At 65.7% G+C, this 16,907-nt stretch carries 16 protein-coding genes; 8 read left to right on the top strand and 8 right to left on the bottom strand.

Features of this window, described 5'->3' with window-relative positions; translation table 11 throughout:
• The first annotated feature begins 302 nt into the window (after nt 1-302).
• Together ACZ1I5_RS03165 and ACZ1I5_RS03160 are read left to right on the top strand one after the other, a co-directional pair.
• Entirely contained in the window at nt 303-2,042 is a 1,740-nt protein-coding gene (locus ACZ1I5_RS03165) for a hypothetical protein (protein WP_465172290.1), read from the top strand.
• A gap of 3 nt (nt 2,043-2,045) precedes the next feature.
• Nucleotides 2,046-3,374 (top strand): ComEC/Rec2 family competence protein, encoded by a 1,329-nt coding sequence (locus ACZ1I5_RS03160; RefSeq protein WP_465172289.1) that lies wholly within the window; start codon nt 2,046-2,048, stop codon nt 3,372-3,374.
• On the opposite strand, the gene ACZ1I5_RS03155 is transcribed toward ACZ1I5_RS03160, so the two are convergent.
• The gene (locus tag ACZ1I5_RS03155) at nt 3,371-5,266 is read right to left on the bottom strand and encodes an ABC transporter ATP-binding protein (RefSeq protein ID WP_465172288.1); all 1,896 of its coding nucleotides are present in this window, start codon (nt 5,264-5,266) and stop codon (nt 3,371-3,373) included. The genes ACZ1I5_RS03160 and ACZ1I5_RS03155 overlap by 4 nt on opposite strands.
• Nucleotides 5,267-5,516: 250 nt before the next feature.
• On the opposite strand from ACZ1I5_RS03155, the gene ACZ1I5_RS03150 reads away from it, so the two are divergent.
• Entirely contained in the window at nt 5,517-5,948 is a 432-nt protein-coding gene (locus ACZ1I5_RS03150) for a lysozyme inhibitor LprI family protein (protein WP_465172287.1), read from the top strand.
• 7 nt (nt 5,949-5,955) lie between these two features.
• On the opposite strand, the gene ACZ1I5_RS03145 is transcribed toward ACZ1I5_RS03150, so the two are convergent.
• The gene (locus tag ACZ1I5_RS03145; RefSeq protein WP_465172286.1) at nt 5,956-6,852 is read right to left on the bottom strand and encodes an AraC family transcriptional regulator; all 897 of its coding nucleotides are present in this window, start codon (nt 6,850-6,852) and stop codon (nt 5,956-5,958) included.
• A gap of 89 nt (nt 6,853-6,941) precedes the next feature.
• Here ACZ1I5_RS03145 and ACZ1I5_RS03140 point away from each other — a divergent pair, with 89 nt between their 5' ends.
• Complete coding sequence (locus tag ACZ1I5_RS03140) at nt 6,942-7,766, top strand: SDR family oxidoreductase (RefSeq protein ID WP_465172285.1); 825 nt, start codon at nt 6,942-6,944, stop codon at nt 7,764-7,766.
• On the opposite strand, the gene ACZ1I5_RS03135 is transcribed toward ACZ1I5_RS03140, so the two are convergent.
• On the bottom strand, nt 7,767-9,269 hold the full coding sequence (locus tag ACZ1I5_RS03135; protein ID WP_465172284.1) for an FAD-dependent oxidoreductase: 1,503 nt from the start codon (nt 9,267-9,269) through the stop codon (nt 7,767-7,769). It lies immediately after the preceding gene.
• A gap of 63 nt (nt 9,270-9,332) precedes the next feature.
• Between ACZ1I5_RS03135 and ACZ1I5_RS03130 the strand changes: the two genes are divergently transcribed.
• The gene (locus ACZ1I5_RS03130) at nt 9,333-9,809 is read left to right on the top strand and encodes a MarR family winged helix-turn-helix transcriptional regulator (RefSeq protein ID WP_465172283.1); all 477 of its coding nucleotides are present in this window, start codon (nt 9,333-9,335) and stop codon (nt 9,807-9,809) included.
• Here ACZ1I5_RS03130 and ACZ1I5_RS03125 read toward each other — a convergent pair.
• From ACZ1I5_RS03125 to ACZ1I5_RS03115, 3 genes are all read right to left on the bottom strand, one after another.
• Nucleotides 9,800-10,585 (bottom strand): hypothetical protein, encoded by a 786-nt coding sequence (locus ACZ1I5_RS03125; RefSeq protein WP_465172282.1) that lies wholly within the window; start codon nt 10,583-10,585, stop codon nt 9,800-9,802. The genes ACZ1I5_RS03130 and ACZ1I5_RS03125 overlap by 10 nt on opposite strands.
• Nucleotides 10,586-10,697: 112 nt before the next feature.
• Nucleotides 10,698-12,185: a S41 family peptidase gene (locus tag ACZ1I5_RS03120; protein WP_465172281.1), complete on the bottom strand. Its 1,488-nt coding sequence runs from the start codon at nt 12,183-12,185 to the stop codon at nt 10,698-10,700.
• A 63-nt stretch (nt 12,186-12,248) separates the two neighbouring features.
• A complete protein-coding gene (locus ACZ1I5_RS03115) occupies nt 12,249-12,935 on the bottom strand; it encodes a lysozyme inhibitor LprI family protein (RefSeq protein ID WP_465172280.1) in 687 nt (228 codons plus the stop codon).
• 257 nt (nt 12,936-13,192) lie between these two features.
• On the opposite strand from ACZ1I5_RS03115, the gene ACZ1I5_RS03110 reads away from it, so the two are divergent.
• Nucleotides 13,193-13,906 carry a hypothetical protein gene (locus ACZ1I5_RS03110; protein WP_465172279.1) on the top strand — a complete coding sequence of 238 codons (714 nt, stop codon included), beginning with the start codon at nt 13,193-13,195 and terminating at the stop codon, nt 13,904-13,906.
• Nucleotides 13,907-13,911: 5 nt separating this feature from the next.
• Here ACZ1I5_RS03110 and ACZ1I5_RS03105 read toward each other — a convergent pair whose 3' ends face one another.
• On the bottom strand, nt 13,912-14,667 hold the full coding sequence (locus tag ACZ1I5_RS03105; RefSeq protein ID WP_465172278.1) for a competence/damage-inducible protein A: 756 nt from the start codon (nt 14,665-14,667) through the stop codon (nt 13,912-13,914).
• A gap of 64 nt (nt 14,668-14,731) precedes the next feature.
• On the opposite strand from ACZ1I5_RS03105, the gene map reads away from it, so the two are divergent.
• A complete protein-coding gene (map, locus tag ACZ1I5_RS03100) occupies nt 14,732-15,559 on the top strand; it encodes a type I methionyl aminopeptidase (protein ID WP_465172277.1) in 828 nt (275 codons plus the stop codon).
• Here map and ACZ1I5_RS03095 read toward each other — a convergent pair.
• Nucleotides 15,550-16,074 carry a helix-turn-helix domain-containing protein gene (locus ACZ1I5_RS03095; RefSeq protein WP_465172276.1) on the bottom strand — a complete coding sequence of 175 codons (525 nt, stop codon included), beginning with the start codon at nt 16,072-16,074 and terminating at the stop codon, nt 15,550-15,552. The two genes, map and ACZ1I5_RS03095, sit on opposite strands and share 10 nt — an antisense overlap.
• A gap of 134 nt (nt 16,075-16,208) precedes the next feature.
• Here ACZ1I5_RS03095 and ACZ1I5_RS03090 point away from each other — a divergent pair, with 134 nt between their 5' ends.
• Nucleotides 16,209-16,892 (top strand): hypothetical protein, encoded by a 684-nt coding sequence (locus ACZ1I5_RS03090; protein ID WP_465172275.1) that lies wholly within the window; start codon nt 16,209-16,211, stop codon nt 16,890-16,892.
• Nucleotides 16,893-16,907 lie beyond the last annotated feature (15 nt).

The raw sequence follows: 16,907 nt of genomic DNA, 5'->3' as shown, positions 1-16,907 counted from the left end.
GTACACGCTGCGCGTGAGATGGGGAAGACGGGAGCGGGTCAGCGGAGCCTGCGACACCGGAGGGGAATTGGAGCGACTCCCGGTGACAGTTTTCCCGGCTCGGCGTCGTGGCTGCCGGCTCCCTTGCGCGGAGTCGCGTTCCGGCCAACACACGGACAGGAAAAGCAATTCACTCTCCCATGCAGCACAGGCGCGGCCTGCGCCGAACTGGTCCAGCCCATTTCCGAAGGATGGAACTCACCATCAGGGCGTTGTCCGGGGGGAGAGGCTGCGGTACGCTTCCACGTCCGGGAGACAAGCACATGGCCGCCCTTCAACCGGTACGCAAGCTCACCATCGTGGCGAAGGATCCCGCGCTGCGGATCGGCAAGGACGGGCCGATGGCGTTCGCCCAGGTCGACGTGCCCGCCGAGATCCTTGCCGCCGGGCCGACCGGCTACAGGATCAAGGTGGTCGATTACAATGCGACCGAACGCCGCGCCTATGCCAACCGGAAACAATATCAGGACGCGGGCGGCGCGCTGCTCGACCCGTTCGCGCCGGGCAGGAACGAGACGATCCAGGATCCGGCCTATCAGGCGCGCCTGCTCGCCGACCCGAATTTCCACGCGCAGAATTGCTACGCGATCGCGATGCGGACGCTCGGCCTGTTCGAGCGGGCGCTCGGGCGCCGGGTGTCCTGGTCGTCGGGCGGGCATCAGCTGCACATCGCGCCGCATGCCTTCGCTCTCGCCAACGCCTTTTATTCGGAACCCGACCGCGCGCTGATGTTCGGCTATTTCTTCGACGCCGCGGGCAAGCCGGTCTTCACCGCGCTGAGCCATGACGTCGTGGCGCACGAAACCACGCATGCGGTGCTCGACGGACTGCGATCCCGCTACACCGAGCCTTCCGGCCCCGATCAGGCCGCGTTCCATGAGGGGCTGGCGGATATCGTCGCGATCCTGTCGATCTTCTCGCTCCGCGAGGTGGTGGTGGCGGGGCTCGACCCGGCGCTCACCCTGCCCGGCCCCGGCGAACCGCTGCGTTTCATCAACGCGGACAAGGTCACCTCCAATGCCATCCGCCGATCGATCCTGCTCGGCATCGGGGCCGAGATCGGCATGACCACGGGCGGCGGCCGCGGCGCGCTGCGCCAGTCGGTCGAGATCGCGCCCGACCCGGCGATTCTCGACCGGCCGGGCATGGCCGAGCCGCACAATCGCGGCGAAGTGCTGGTCGCGGCGATGATGCATGCCTTTGTCGCGTTGTGGTCGGCCCGGATCGAGCAGCTCGGCACCTTCAAGGGCGAGACCTATAATCTCGCCGCGGTCGTCGACGAAGGCGCCAAGGCGGCGGCCCAGCTGCTCCAGATGGCGATCCGGGCGCTCGATTATTGCCCACCGACCGATGTGGATTTCGGCCAGTTCCTCACCGCCCTGCTGACCGCCGACCGCGAGCTGGTGCCGGACGACAGCCGGTTCGGCTATCGCGGCACGGTCAAGGCGTCGTTCGCCGCCTATGGCATCTTGCCGCCCGCCGGCGCGAGCGACGCCGAAGGATGCTGGCGGCGGTTCGACCAGGCCGACGCGCTCAGCTATTCGCGCAGCAATTCGGAGGCGCTGACCCGCGACCTGGACGAGTGTTTCCGCTTCCTGTGGGAGAACCGCCATGCGCTCGACATCAGCGACCGGGGCTATACCGAAGTGGTGTCGATCGACACCTCGCTGAGGATCGATCCGGACGGCATCCCGTTCCGCGAAACCATCTGCCAATATATCCAGCTGGGCCATTTCTTCGGCGCCGAGCTCCAGGCGCTGCTGAAGATGGAGCCGCTTCCCGAGGGTTTCACGACCCGAAGCAGCGCCAATATCCTGGGCGGGGGTGTCGTCGTCTTCGACCAATATGGGCGAGTCAAATATCACATCGCCAACGCGCTGCTCGACGGACCGCGCCAGCAGCGCCGCCTCGAATATCTGCGCGACACCGGCCAGCTGAGCGGGCGGCGCGACGACGCGCGCAGCCGGTTCGCGAACCTGCATCTTGCGCGGATGGAGGGCTGACCGATGGCCGCGACCCCCGTGACCGCAACGATCAACGCCTATCAGGTCGGGTTCGGCGACTGTTTCCTGCTGCGCCTCGACTATGACGACGGCAGCGCCCGGCACATCCTGATCGATTTCGGCACCACCAAGCTGCCGGACGATCCGGCAGTGAACATGAAGCGCATTGCCGACGACATCGCCGCGCGCTGTGGCGGGAAGCTCGACATCGTCGTCGCCACGCACCGCCATGCCGACCATATCAGCGGCTTCACGACTCAGGCGGACGGCAAGGGTCCGGGCGACGTCATCCGCGGCCTGAAGCCGCGCCGCGTGATCCAGCCATGGACCGAGGCCCCCGACGCGCCCGAGGACTGGGAAGGCCCCGAGGGCGTGAACCCGGCGACCGCGTTCGCCGCGCGCCGCCAGTCGCTGGACAATATGCATGCGGTGGCGGAATCGGTCGTGCAGCGGCTCAACCGCAAGGACGGCTTCGACCCGCGCTGGCCGCTGGCATCACGCCTGCGCTTCATCGGCGAGGACAATATCAAGAACGTCTCCGCGGTGAAGAACCTGGCGACCATGGCGGGCGACAAGAAGAACAACCTCTATGTCTTCCACGGCTGCAAGCTGAAGCTCAGTCAGATCCTGCCGGGCGTGAAGGTGCATGTGCTCGGCCCGCCGACCCTGCGGCAGACCGAGACGATCAGGAAACAGGCAGCGAAGAATGCCGACGAATTCTGGCTGCGCGCGCCGGCGATGCTGGCGCTGGGCGCTGACGGCACGGCGGCATCGAACACGGACAGCATGTTGTTCCCCGGGCTGAAGCGCACGGACAGCTTTCGCAAATCGAAGCTGCCGACCGAGATGCGCTGGGTCGCCGAACGGATCGATACCGCCGAGGCCGAACAGATGCTGGGCATCGTCACCGCGCTCGACAATGCGATGAACAACACCAGCGTCATCCTGTTGTTCGAGGCGGGATCGAAGAAGCTGCTCTTCCCGGGCGACGCGCAGCTGGAGAACTGGATGTTCGCGCTCCAGTCCCCGATGGCCAAGCTGCTCGACAGCGTGGACGTCTACAAGGTCGGCCATCATGGCAGCCTCAACGCGACGCCGAAATCGATGTGGAACCGCTTCAGCAAGCGCGGCAAGGCGGGCACACCCGACCGGATGACCTCGGTCATGTCGACCATGGCGGGCAAGCATGGCGGCAAGAACGGCGCGCCGACCGAGGTGCCGCGGCAACCGCTGGTCGATGCGCTGAAGGCCGACACCAATTTGTTCAACACCCAGGATTTGGGCAGCGGGGAGCTGTGCCAGACCGTGGTGATCGATTTGCGACCGGTCTAAATCTCCCGCCTTGGCAGCCGGGCGAAGCCACTTTGCCAGCGCCGGCCGACCCGGTTCGGAGCACGGGCGCCAGTCATCAGCAGCCGCTCGATCCGGCCCGGTGCCGTGGCATGGACCGGGGCCTTGCGCCCGGGCTCCTCGAGCGGCGGCTGTTCCAGCCCTTCCGCCTGGAGCGCCCAGAGCTGCTGAAAGGCGCCGCGTTCGCGCAGCAGGCGCTGCGGCGGGCCGTCCTCGACCACGCGGCCATGCTCGATCACCAGGATGCGGTCGAACGTGGCGACGGTCGACAGCCGGTGCGCGACCGCGAGCACGGTGCGGTCGGCCATCAGCGCGGCGACGCCGGCCTGCACCTCGAGCTCCGAGCCGGTATCCAGCGCCGAGGTCGCTTCGTCGAGCAGGACGATCCGCGCATCCTTCAGAAAGGCGCGCGCGATGCCGATGCGCTGGCGCTGACCGCCCGACAGGTTGGTGCCGCGCTCACCGGCGATGCTGTCATAACCATGCGGCATCTGGCGGATGAACGCGTCGCAATGCGCCGCCTCGGCCGCGCGATACACCTCCGCGTCAGTCGCGTCCGGGCGGGCGAAGCGGATATTCTCGAGGATCGAGCGGTGGAACAGCAGCACTTCCTGCGGCACCACCGCGACCGCCTCATGCAGTGTCTCCTGCGTGACGCCGTCGATCGCCTGGCCGTCGATCAGCACGCGGCCGGACTGGGTGTCGTAGAGACGCTGCAGCAGCTGGAGGATGGTCGACTTACCGGCACCCGACGCCCCGACGATGCCGACCTTCTGCCCGGCGGGGATGTCGATCGAGACATCGTGCAGCACCGGGCGGTGCGGATCATAGCCGAAGGTGACGTTTTCCAGCCGGATCGCGCCCGCGCCGCGGCGCAGGGCCGGCGCACCCGGCGCATCGACCACCTTGTGCGGCTTGCCGACGATGTCCAGCGTCTCGCCGAGATAGCTGAACTGCTGGCTGGTATCGATCAGCGCCATCGCCAGATCGCGCGAGCCGTTGAGCATGCGGAAAGTCATCGAGCTGATCATCACCACATCGCCCGCGGTGATGCTGCCGGCCGACCAGCGGCTGACCGCGTAGAGCAGGGTCGCACCGACCAGCGCGACCAGCGCGACGTCATGAAGGCAGCGCACGCGCTCGACGAAGAACCAGCCCTTGCGCTGGGCATCCGCTTCATCCTCGAAAAAGCCGCGCAGGCGATCGAGCTCGCGGCGGCGCGCGGCAAAGGCCTTCACCGCCCAGATATTGCTGATCAGGTCGACCAGCTCGCCGCCGCAATTGCCGGCGCGGCGGGCGAATTCCTTGTGATGGACATCGCCGCCAAGGCCGACCCCGACCAGGACCACGCCCACCACCACGACGAACAAGGCGAGCAGGACGGCCATGCGCACGTCGATCGACAGGAAGATGATCACCGCGCCCGCAAAGGAGATCAGCGGCGGGACGATCTCCATCAGGATGCGGTGGGTGATCGCGCTGAACGAGCCGGTGAGCGCGGAAACGCGGTGGCCAAGCGAGCCGGCCCGCTCATTCTGGAAGAAGGACAGCTGATGGCCGCTGAGGTGATTGACCATGTCGAGCCGGATCCGTACGCCGGTCGACACCGTCAGGCGGCAGAGCAGCCTGGCCGAGAGGCGCACGAGGATGCTTTCCAGCGTGACCAGCCCGACAAACGCGATCAGCGCGGTCTGCACCGGCCCCATCACGCGGCCCGGCGCGGCCATCGCGTCGATCAGCAGCTTCATCGCATATTGGATGCCGACCGAGCTCGATGCGCTGGCGACCACGACGACAGTGAGCAGGAGGAAACCGAGGGGCCGCGCCGCGAGGTAATGGGCGATGAAGCGGACGGGCCTGGCGACATAGGGCAATGGTGCGATCCCTTGTTTATCGTCGGTTGCAGTGCAGCAACCTTTGGTAACGCCGAGAGCCGCGCGAAGATGAACGGCAGATGAAATTTTCTTCAGGCCGCCCTGAAAACACGACGAGATCAAGGCGTTGCCCGGTGAATCGCCTATTAAATGTCCGGTCCGGCCCGGTTCGTTCTTTTGCGGCAGACAGGCTTTGACGAAGCCGGAGCGCTGGGCCAAGGCTGCTGCTTCCCCACAGGAGAGGATGAGCATGCGGAACGGTGCATCGATCATGGGTCTTGCCTTGGCGGCGCTGGCGCTGTCCGCCGCCCCGCCTCTGGCTACGTCAGGTCGGGCCGCCGGCCTCCCCCAGGCCCGCGCGACGAGCTGCGACAATCCCAAGACCGCGTTCGACAATGTCTATTGCGAGCGCAAGGTCTATATGCAGGCCGATACCGACCTGAACGCCGCCTACAAGAAGCTGCGCCCGCTGCTGACGGTGGCTGATCGCGCCACGCTGTTGCAGTCGCAGCGCGCCTGGATCCGCCAGCGGGACCAGCGCTGCGGGCTGAGCGAGGGCGACTCGATCAAGGTCGACCTGGTCTGTGCCAAGGACATGACGATCGAGCGCACCAACTGGCTGAACGACCGCTCGCGCGAATGCACCAGCTCCGGCTGTCGGTCGAGCCGGCTCGACGAATGACGCCGCGTCAGCGCCCGCGCGCAAAGGCGCCGGGCGCGCAGCCGACATGCCGGCGAAAGGCCGTGCTGAAGGCGCTGGCGGAGTCATAGCCGATCTCCGTGGCAAGGCGATCGAGCGATGTCCGGCCGCGACTGAGCGCGTCCCGGGCGAGGGCCATGCGCCAGCGCGCGAGATATTCGATCGGAGCGCAGCCAAGGGTCGCGGCGAAGCGCGCGGCAAAGGCCGAGCGCGACATGCCGGCGCGCCTGGCGAGCGTGGCCACGGTCCAGCCGGTGCGCACATCGGCATGGATCGCGCGCAGGCTTTCGGCGAGCGCCGCGTCGCGCATGCCGGCGAGCAGCCCGGCCGGCAGTGCCTGGCCGCCGATGCCGCGCCAGCGCAGGCATTCGACCAGCATGACCTCGAGCAGCCGCTCCAGGATCATGTCGCGGCCGGGCCGGTCGATCGCGGTCTCCTCCACGATCAGGTCGATGATGCGGGAGAGGCGGCCGGTATCGCCATCGGCCGCGCGGATATGGATCATCTCCGGCAGCAGCGCGATCAGCTGGGGCGCGTTGACCGGATCGATCCGGAACGCCCCGCCGAGCATCTCGACATCGGGCTCTCCCTCCTGCTCGCCATGCCGCACCGGGCGGTCGGACGGATCGCGCTCGACACAGGCCGCGCCGGGGTAGCTGGACAGCGTGAAGGCGGGCGTGGCGGGGAGCAGCACGAAATCGCCCCGTTCGAGCAGCACCGGCGCCGCTCCGTCGAGCGCGAGCCAGCATCGTCCGGCAAGGACGATGGCGAATCCCGGTTCGCCATAGGCGGCATAGCGAACGCCCCATTCCCCCCGCCCGCTGATCGGCTTGGACAAGGCGGCGTGCGGCCGGAGCAGGGTGATGACGTCGCTGAGCGGATCCATCTGGACGATCCATAATGAATTGCGGATGATCGATTATAGAACGTCCAGCCCTTCTGTCTATGATGCCGGCAACAGACAGGAGCATCGACATGACCAGCACCATCCTCATCACCGGCACGTCCTCCGGCTATGGCAAGGCGATCGCCGAGCATTTCCTCGCGCGCGGCTGGAACGTGATCGCGACGATGCGGCGCCCCGATCCGGGTGTGTTCGCCCCGTCGGAGCGGCTGAAGATCGTGGCGCTCGACGTCACCGATGCGGGCAGCATCGACCGCGCGATCACCAAGGGCGTCGCGGCGTTCGGGGCGATCGACGTGCTGGTGAACAATGCCGGGATCGGCCTGGCTTCGATCGTCGAGGCGACTCCGGATTCAGTGGTGCGCGAAGTGTTCGAGACGAACAGTTTCGGCGTGTTCGCGACCTGCCGCGCGATCATCCCACAGATGCGCAGGCAAGGCGGCGGGGCGATCGTCAACCTGACGTCGAGCACGACGATCGGCGTCATGCCGTTGGTCGCCCTCTATGCCGCGAGCAAATGCGCGGTCGAAGGCTTCACCGAATCGCTGGCCTATGAGCTGGACGGGTTCAACATCAGGGCGCGGCTGGTCGAACCGGGCTATGCGCCGACGACCAACTTCACCGCCAATGGCGGCCCGCGCATGGCGGGCCTGATCCCCGAGGATTATATGCCGTTCGCTCAGGCCTGTTTCGCGAAGATGGCCGATTATCCGACCGCCTATTGCACCGAAACCGAGGTGGCGGAGGCGTGCTTCGCGGCCGCGACGGAGAAGGGCGACAGGATCCGCTATCCGGCCGGGGCCGACAGCCGCATGCTCGCCGAACTGCGCTGGCCGACCGAGGACGCCTATCTGGCGCGGATGCGGGAGATGTTCGCACCGCGGCCGGTCACCTGATCACCCCCCAGCCGCGATCCCGAATTGCGCGAGATAGCAGGCGAGCGCGCCCTGCTCCCCGCGCGCGATAATCGCGCCGACATAGCCGTCCGGGCGGACGAGGAGCATGTCGCCGGTATCGAGGCCGCACAGGGCGCGGAACCGGTCGCCGTCGTCAAGCATATCGCCGTCCGCGCCGATCGCGCGACACTGCAGGTCCGGGCGCGCCGCCGGAAGATCCCGCGCGGCGCCGAAGAGCAGCAACGTCATGTGCGGACCGCGCAGCAGATCGAACAGCCGCACGGGCTGGCCGCCGGCACCGCGGAGCGGCGCGTCCGGCATGCGATCGCCCGCCAGCAGCCCGCCGGATCGCGCCGGTATTTCCAGCGACAGCGAGGATTCGGGATAGCCGAGATCGAGCTGATGCACTTCCCGCCCGCGCCGCATGTCGCCACGTTTCGCCTTTTCGAGCAGGTCGGTGGACAGGCCGAGCACCCCGGCCGCGATCGGACGGCGTTCCTCCTCATAGCTGTCGAGCAGCGCATCGGGCGCACCGGCGCACACCGCGCCCAGCTTCCACCCGAGATTATAGGCGTCCTGCACGCTGGTGTTGAGCCCCTGCCCGCCGGTCGGCGGATGGATATGGGCGGCATCGCCGATCAGGAACACGCGGTCGATACGGTAGCGATCGGCCAGACGGGCATTCATGCTATAGGCCGATGCCCAGGCGACCGACCGCACCGTCAGGCCCCGCCCGCCGATCCGGTCATCGATGAAGCGCTGCAATCCTTCGACCGAAAGGTCCGGCTCTCCCTCCGGATCGATCGGTGCCTGGAGCTGGAACAGATCGGTCTGCGGCAAGGGGCAAAGCCCGATCTGCCGCGCCATGTCGCCCTCGTTGAAACGGTGCCACACGTCACGGTCCAGCCCGTCCAGTTCGATATCGGCGACCACCGCGCGCACCCCGAGCGTCTTGCCGGGGAAGCCGATGCCAAGCGCGTGACGCACCGCGCTGCGCCCGCCATCGGCGCCGACCAGGTAATGGCAGCGCAGGCTCTCCAGCCCATCGGGTCCGGCGATGCGCACGGTAACGCCGCCGGCATCCTGATCGAAGCCTTCCAGGTCCCGGCCATAAAGAGGCCGGTGGCCCAGCTCGGCCAGCCGGTCGCGCATCGCCGCCTCGGCCCTGAATTGCGGGACCATCAGCGCCGCGCGATAGGGTTCCTCGGCGGTCGGCGGATCGATCGCCGCTTCCTGCCTCTCCTCTACACTGCCATCGTCCCGATATTCGCGCTGCAGCGGGTACAGCCCGCCGGTCGCGAAGAGCCGGTCGATGATGCCGAGATCCTCGAACACCTCCTGCGTCCTGGGCTGGATGCCCTTGCCGCGCGACCCGGCAAAGGGCTGCTCGAGACGATCGATCAGCCGAAACGACACGCCACGCCGCGCAAGATCGATCGCCAGAGTCAGGCCGGCCGCGCCGGCACCACAGATCAGGACGTCAACATCGCTCCGGTCTTCCATCAATGCCTCCTATGTGTATAATGCACATATCTCTCGCGGAGGCGCTGCGTGTCAACAAATAAAGTGCATAATACACATATTTCCCGGTCGCTGCCCGCGCTGCATCGATCGCTGATCGATATCGTCACGGTGATGGTGCAACCGGAGCGCGATGCCGCGATGCTGGAAGCGGCGGGGCTGACACTGGAGCGAGCGCTGTTTCCGTTGCTGGTGCTGATCGAGCGGCTCGGCCCGATCGGCGTGGTCGATCTCGCTGGTCGGGTCGGGCGGGACTATACGACGGTCAGCCGCCAGGTCGCGCGACTGGAGGACCATGGTCTCGTCACGCGCCATGCCGGCAAGGCCGACAAACGCGTGCGCGAAGCGGCGATCACGCCCGCCGGCAAGACCGCGACCGACGCCGTCGACGCGGCGCGCGAGCGGATGGCGCTGACCTTGTTCCAGGACTGGAGCGCGGAGGAATTCGATGAGCTGGTCCGGCTGATGCGCAAGCTGGCGGACGGGATGAACGAGGCGGGGCCGCAGTTCGATCAGGGCTGATCCGCCCCCTCATCCTCCTTCTTCTTTTCCCGGGTGAACGTAATTCGGATGCGCACCCAGGAGCCGATCAGCGACTTGCCGCCGAGGCGCGGCGGGCGGACAAGGAACTGCCACGAGGCAAGGCGCATTGCGCGAGCCAAGCCCGATCCGACCGGATATTCGCCGAGCGAGCGGCAATTGTCGACATGGTAGGCGGCGATCGTTTTGCAGGCGATCTCCGCCCAGCTGCCGCGCGTGGCCGCGCCCTCGGGGACATAGGTGGAGAGCTCGGCATGGGTGGGCTCGCGATACCATTCGACGTCATAGAGACGCTCGCCGCCCGGCCCCTCACCCGGACCATAGGCCGAGCCGCTGTCCTTGCCGGCACCGGTGTCGCCCGCGCCCGGCGCGTCGTTGCCGCGGGTGGTGGGAATCTTGGAGATGTCGGCGGCGTGGAACAGGTCGCCTTCGTTCAGCCAGGGATTGACGGGAGTCGGCTCGGGCGCGGCCGGCGGCGTCGGTGATGGGGGGGCGGGCGACGCACCGCCGGCCGCTTGTTTCTTGCGCGAGACGGCGCGCGGGCTCGGATTCTTCTTCGCCTCCTGATTCGCGTCCGGCGCCAGGCTGAAGGTCTTCTCCTTTTCCTTGGGAATCGGCGGCGGCAGGTGCGGCGAGAGCGTGAGCAGGCCGATCACGACCAGGATCTCGAGCGCAAGCGCAAGCAGGAAGGAAGTCGCGCGGCTGCGGGTCGAAGCGCGACGCCGGTCCGGCAATTCGTGGTCGGGCGCCGAACGCATTGGCGGCACGCCTAGACGGCGCGCGGCTACGCCGCAACGACCGGACGGCGAGATGACATTCTTTTAATCGGCCCTTTAATCGACGCGCCGGCGCGCGCGCGACCTCCGAAACTCAGAACAGGCCGGGGACCTCGCGCTGCGGTGTGCTCGGCCGATCGGGTGTCAACAGCTCGCGGGGAGCCGCGAGCGTGTCCCGCGCCGCCTGGGCGCGCTGGTCGCTCGCCGCGCTGGTGGAGCCAGACGCGATCGCCGAGCAAGACCGCCCGGCGAGGAAGTCCAGCGCCGAGCGCGTGGACGATTCGAGCGGGTCGCCGAGCTGGTGCGTGATATCGTCGTCCGCGCGGCAGCTCGCCTCCATGAAGGGGGCGAGGCCGTCGAAATAGGCGCCCTGACGCGCGGCGTTCTGAGTCGCGAAGGCGATCACGCGCAGCCGATCGTCACAGGCGGCGCGGTCGAGCGCGATCTGCCCGACCGGCTTGCCATAGGTATTGGTGCCGATCAGCGCCGAGCGGTTGTGAAGATAGGGCGTAAAGGCGTTGATCACGAGCTCGCTGGCCGATGCGGTGCCGCCGGTGCCGATAAAGGCGAGCCGGGTCGGCGAGGCCGATTGCGGCTGGGGCGAGAAAGTGCGGGTCGAGTTCTCCGACGATTTCTCGGGACGCAAGGTGACATAGTCGAACACGTCCGCGGTCGAGCGGTTGCCGCCGAGGAGATCGCCCATCAGCTCGGCGATCGAGACCAGCCCGCCGCCATTGTAGCGCAGATCGACGATGATCTCCGTGATGCCCTGGGCACGGAAATCGGCAAAGGCGGCGCGCAGCGCCGGGTCAGCGGTGTTGATGAAAGTGCGCAAATTGACATAGCCGACCTTGCGCCCGCCATCATTGATCACCTTCGCGCCGTAGCGCGATGAGACCGGCTTCAGCTCGAAATCGGCCTTGGCGACGGTCACGTCGCGCGTGCCGCTCGCATTGTTGATGCGCAGGAGCCTGGTCGTGCCGACGGTGTCGGGCCCCAGCGCGGCGGTCACGCCGGCAGTGCCCTCCGCCGCGATGATCGCGTTGACCGTGCGGAGATTGGCCGATGTGGTCCCGATCGCGAGAATCTCGGTGCCGCGGTCGATGCCGGCGGCGAGCGCGGGCGCGCCTTCGAAGGATTCGATCGCGAAGATGCGGCGGGCCGCGGTATCGGCGCCCAGGCGGAAACCGAAGCCGGCGCTCGCGCCCGAACTATAATAGGCGTTCTCCTCCGCGATCGAGGTGAGATAGGTGAAGAAGCGATCGCGCCGCTGGCTGCGCGCGGTGGCGGTCAGCGCGTCGATATAGGCCTCGACCGTGGTGTAGGGTGCCGGATCGAGGCTCGCGGGCAGCGTTTCCGGGAAAAGATACCATTCGCGCAGCTGCGCGCCCGCCCAGTCCTGGCGCTCGCGGAGCGAGCATCCGGCCGCGGTTGGGGTCGGTGTCGAGCTGGGCGTCGGCGTTGGCGTCGTGCCGCCCCCTCCACCGCCGCCGCCATTCGCGAGCGAACCGCCGCCGCCACCGCCGCAGCCGGACACCAGGGCCGCGATCGCCAACATGGCTCCGAACGGACGACGCTTCATCAGGCTTCCCCTCTGCTTCCAGACGTTTAGCCCGGCGAAATGCTTATGTCAGGAGGGTATTACCTATTGATTGCCGGCCGCCCAGATATTGTCGGGCGTGTAGCTGTCGTCGATCGAATAATGTTTGTTGGAGCAATAGCGTTTGCACCCGGCCGAACTCGTCACGGCGATACGCGTGACATGACCGGTCTTGTCGCGATCGAACCCGAAATCGACGGTGCAGGCGCCGCCGCCGACCCAGCGCGCCTGGACCAGCGGCGCCTTGTCGGAGAAGGTCGCGATCTGTTCCGCGCCCGCCAGCGCGCAGAGCGATTCGGCCTTGTCGCCTTCCAGGTCGCGCTTGATCGTGAATCTGAACTGCATCGGCCCTTCGTGCGCGATGTGGAGATAGGCGACATCGGCCGTCTTGTAGCTGGCGGACCAGTCCTCCTCCCTGAAGCCTTCGAGGAAGGCGCGTTGCTGCGTATAATCGCGCTCCACATCGGCGGCGCGGCAGGTCTTCACGCAGCGGGTCCGCAGGATCTGCTGCCAGTTGCGCTGCTGGGTGCGGAACGCGACCTTGTCGAACACGATGGCGAGCTTGTCGCGATATGCCTCGGCGACCAGGCTATCGAGCAGGGCGAGCTGCTCATTGGCGCAGATCGTCTTTTCGAGCGGGTGCGTGGCCCTGGCGCAGCTGAAGCTGGGTTGTTGCTGAGGCGCAGGGACGCCGAACAGGGTGACCATCAGCAGCGGAATAACATCGATCATCAAGGCCTCCCGGGTTGGCCGTGCAATGTTCTACCATGGGGTTATGTCATGCGCGCAACGAGCGGGGAAGAAGATGCTTTTCCGATCATGATATCGAGACTTGTGCCGGAAGGCGGAGGATCTAGGGTTGGGGCATGCGGGGGTGGTCCTATTTCGTAGCGGCGGCGGCCCTGGTCGTCGGCTTTATTGTAGGGTTCACGATGCGTAGGCCGGTCGTGTCCACCGTTTCAGGCGGGCCGATGCCTAGCCTTGCCGCAATGGAACATCTCCGGACTCCCGATTTGGGTGCACTGCTGATGGCGCGCGTAGGACGCAAATTAATCGGAGACAGCCGGAACGGTCATCCGATGGCCAACGGAGTTCAGTTTTATTCCATTCCAAAGCCTTACGGCTCCTGGCTTTGCCGGGTTCAGGTGTACTCAGTCCCCAAGAAGATTGTACGCGACAGGATCGAAGAGAGAGATTTTTTCGAGGACGATCTGGAAGTAGATCGGCGATACGGCATATGGCGTCACCCTACCGGGCCCGAGCCCACCGATGGCGCAAGAGACAAGGCTTGCGACACTTATCGCGACTTTGGCCACATGTTCTCGGAGGAGACGCTAGTTGCTGCCGGACGTGGGGCATATCTGCTCGACCTGGCGCTGCAACAGGCTCGAGCAGGCAAATTGGGCTTCGACGTCATTTGTCATCAAGTTCGCGGGCATCCGCCAGCAAGGCAGTGCGACGCATTGGCGATCTTGCGCAGATTGTCGCTCAAGCAACTCGTTAACGTCGAAACGAAATTCGAAAAGAACGGCGCTGCCTCTACTATTCGAGAGGACGAGCTGGGACTCAACACCAAGCGACAATTTGACGAGGGCAAAGAGGTCATTACCCTGACGATCGTCAATGAACAGGTCTGGGCAAAGCATGGCGCCGACCAAGCTGATATCCGGCGCGTCACTATCGAGCAGACGGCGATTTATTAGATAGCCTAAATCCCGTCCGGCACCACCACCCTGCCCTCGGCCTCGAGCCGGGCGGTGAGATCCGCCACGCAGGCATCGACCATCGCCTGGTCGGTCGAGCGGACCACGAAATTGGCGCCGGTGCGCCCCTCGCGGAAAAAGGGATAGCTGCCGATCGCGACGCCGGCATAGGCGCGCTCGACTTCGCCGAGCAGGACCGCGACTTCGCTCTCGGCGACCCAGCAGCCGATCGTGCGGGAGATCACCGGCAGCCCGCCCTCCAGGGTGCCGGTCAGGGCATCGAGCATGCCCGCGGTGATGTGCGGCACGCCCGCCATCACGAAGATGGTGCCGATGCGGATGCCCGGCGCGCCGGACATGCGGTTCTCGATCAGGTCCGCGCCTTCGGGCACGCGGGCCATGCGCTTACGGGCCTCGGTGAGGCCGCCGCGCGTTTCATAGTACCGTTCGAGCACGGCCACCGCTTTGGGATGGAAGGTGACGGGCACACCCAGCGCCTCGGCGATGGCATCGACGGTGATGTCGTCATGAGTCGGGCCGATGCCGCCGGTGGTGAAGAGATAGTCGTTGCGGGCGCGCAGGACGTTGACCGCCTCGACGATCGCCGCCGTCACGTCCGGCACCACGCGGACCTCGGCGAGGCGAATGCCCTGCACGTTGAGCCAGGCCGCGACCTGCGCGACATTCTTGTCCTGGGTGCGGCCCGAGAGGATCTCGTCACCGATCACCACCAATGCTGCTGTCCAGATCCTCTCGCTCATAACGTGCGCATAGACTGGTAACCCCGCCCTCGCAAAGTGCGCCGTTGCACGCTATATCTCCGGAATGACCGAATATGTAACCGTTACCCCGGATGCGCCCGCCGGCCGCACCGGCGCGATCAAGCTCCATGGACGCGAGGCGTTCGATGGCATGCACCGGGCCGGCCGCCTCGCCGCCGAGACGCTCGACATGGTCGTGCCGCACATGGTGCCCGGCGTCGCCACCGCGGATATCGACGACATGATCCGCCAGTTCATCGCCGATCGCGGCGGCGTGCCCGCCACGCTCGGCTATCGCGGCTATACCCATTCGAGCTGCATCTCGATCAACCATGTCGTGTGCCACGGCATCCCGAGCGAGAAGACGCTGAAGGCGGGCGACATCGTCAATGTCGACGTGACGCCGATCCTTGACGGGTGGCACGGCGATTCGAGCCGGATGTATCTGATCGGCGACGTGCCGATCAAGGCGAAGCGGCTGGTCGACGTGACCTATGAATGCCTGATGCTCGGCATCGAGCAGGCCAGGCCCGGCAATCATCTTGGCGACGTCGCGAATGCGATCCAGGTCCATGCCGAGAAGCATCGCTACGGCGTGGTCCGCGATTTCTGCGGGCATGGCCTCGGCCAGCTGTTCCACGACGCGCCCGAAGTGGTGCATGTCGGCCGCCCCGGCACCGGGCCCGAGCTGAAGCCGGGCATGATCTTCACGATCGAGCCGATGATCAATATCGGCCGCCCGGACGTGAAGCTGCTCGACGACGGCTGGACCGCGGTGACGCGCGACCGCTCGCTCTCGGCGCAGTTCGAGCATTCGATCGGCATCACCGAGGGTGGCTGCGAGATCTTCACGACCAGCCCCAAGGGCCTGCACCAGCCGCCTTACGCCTGAAGCCCGCGCCGGGCGAGTTCCTCGGCGACTCGGGTTTCGAAACGGATCGCCTCCTCCTCCGCCTTTTCGCGCCGGTGTTTTTCCAGGCGGACCTGGGCTTTCTCCAGCGCTTCGACCAGGTTGAAGTCCTCCGGCGCTTCCTTGACTGCGCCCCATCGTTTCGGTCTGCGGCTGGCGAGCCATTGCCGGGCGGCGCCGACATCCGCCGGAACATGGACGCGGATCGGCACGATCACCGGCTCCTTCGCGCCACTCGGGTGGAAGATTTTCTTATCGTCATAATCATAACCGCAGGCACGCTCGTACAGGGCGCGCTCGACGCGGTCGTCGGCCAGTTCCTTGCCGGTCCGGAGCGCCTCGGCGAAGTCGTCATGCTCGGCACGCCAGCGATAGAAGGTGCGCACGCAGACGCCGAGGATATCGGCGATCTCGCGGTCGGTTGCGCCGTTGCGGCAGAGTTTCCGCGCCTGCTCGGCGAAATCGGGGCGATAGGGGCTGGGGCGACCTCGGGACATGACGCCGGTTTAGCGGGGTGCGGGGGATGGTTGAATCAAGCTTTCGGGTGCCAGAATTCAATGCGCGCGTGTGACAAAAGTCAGCGCAATTGTCGCGCCGAAATTGGCGATTCACAAAGGAACCGCGCGACAAATTGGCAGGCGGCGCCGGCGAATTTTGTCATGCCGTCGGCGGTCGCAGAGCAGAGAGGCATAAAATCACTCTGACCCCTTTTACTCACAGTGTCATCGAAATCGGGCGCCATCTGACTTCACCATTATGGCGGCATCGGCTGATTTACTGGCGAAAATCGTATAAAAAGAATGCGGGGAGATACGCCATGCTCAATTACGTCATGTCGCACCTTGATAACATCAAGGACGCCGGCAATATTGTGTCTGTCGTGTTGTCGATCGCCGGAACGGCAATAGCCTTGTCAGCACGGCGGCAGATACGGAACGAACTTTTCGTAGCGGCCCGTGAGAGACTCTTGCTGTCGATGGCAGAGAACGATGCGAAAATGCAAATTTCGAAAATAAAAGCAGAAGGCCTGTCGAAAATCCTGAGCTCGCGATTAACCGGCACCGAACCCGATATAGAAGAAATATACCACACCCTCGAGAAAATCGAGAGCGAAAATAGTACAATCTCTTTACGACAATATACTACTGAAAGCCTAAGAGACCTTAGACCTACAACAGCAAACCTTATTCTCATGCGTGAAATTGGGATATCAGAAGCAGCTTTGACCAAGAATATCTCGGTCATCGATGCATATGTGGATCAAAACGCCATGATCGTGGAACTGCTGCGCAGTCGAGCGACTTCGCTTCCCTGACCAACACCAATGCGG

The organism is Sphingomonas sp. BL-S-30 (assembly GCF_055521475.1).
The sequence above is the reverse complement of the archived record's forward strand: the minus strand, read 5'-3'. Positions and strand labels throughout refer to the sequence as shown.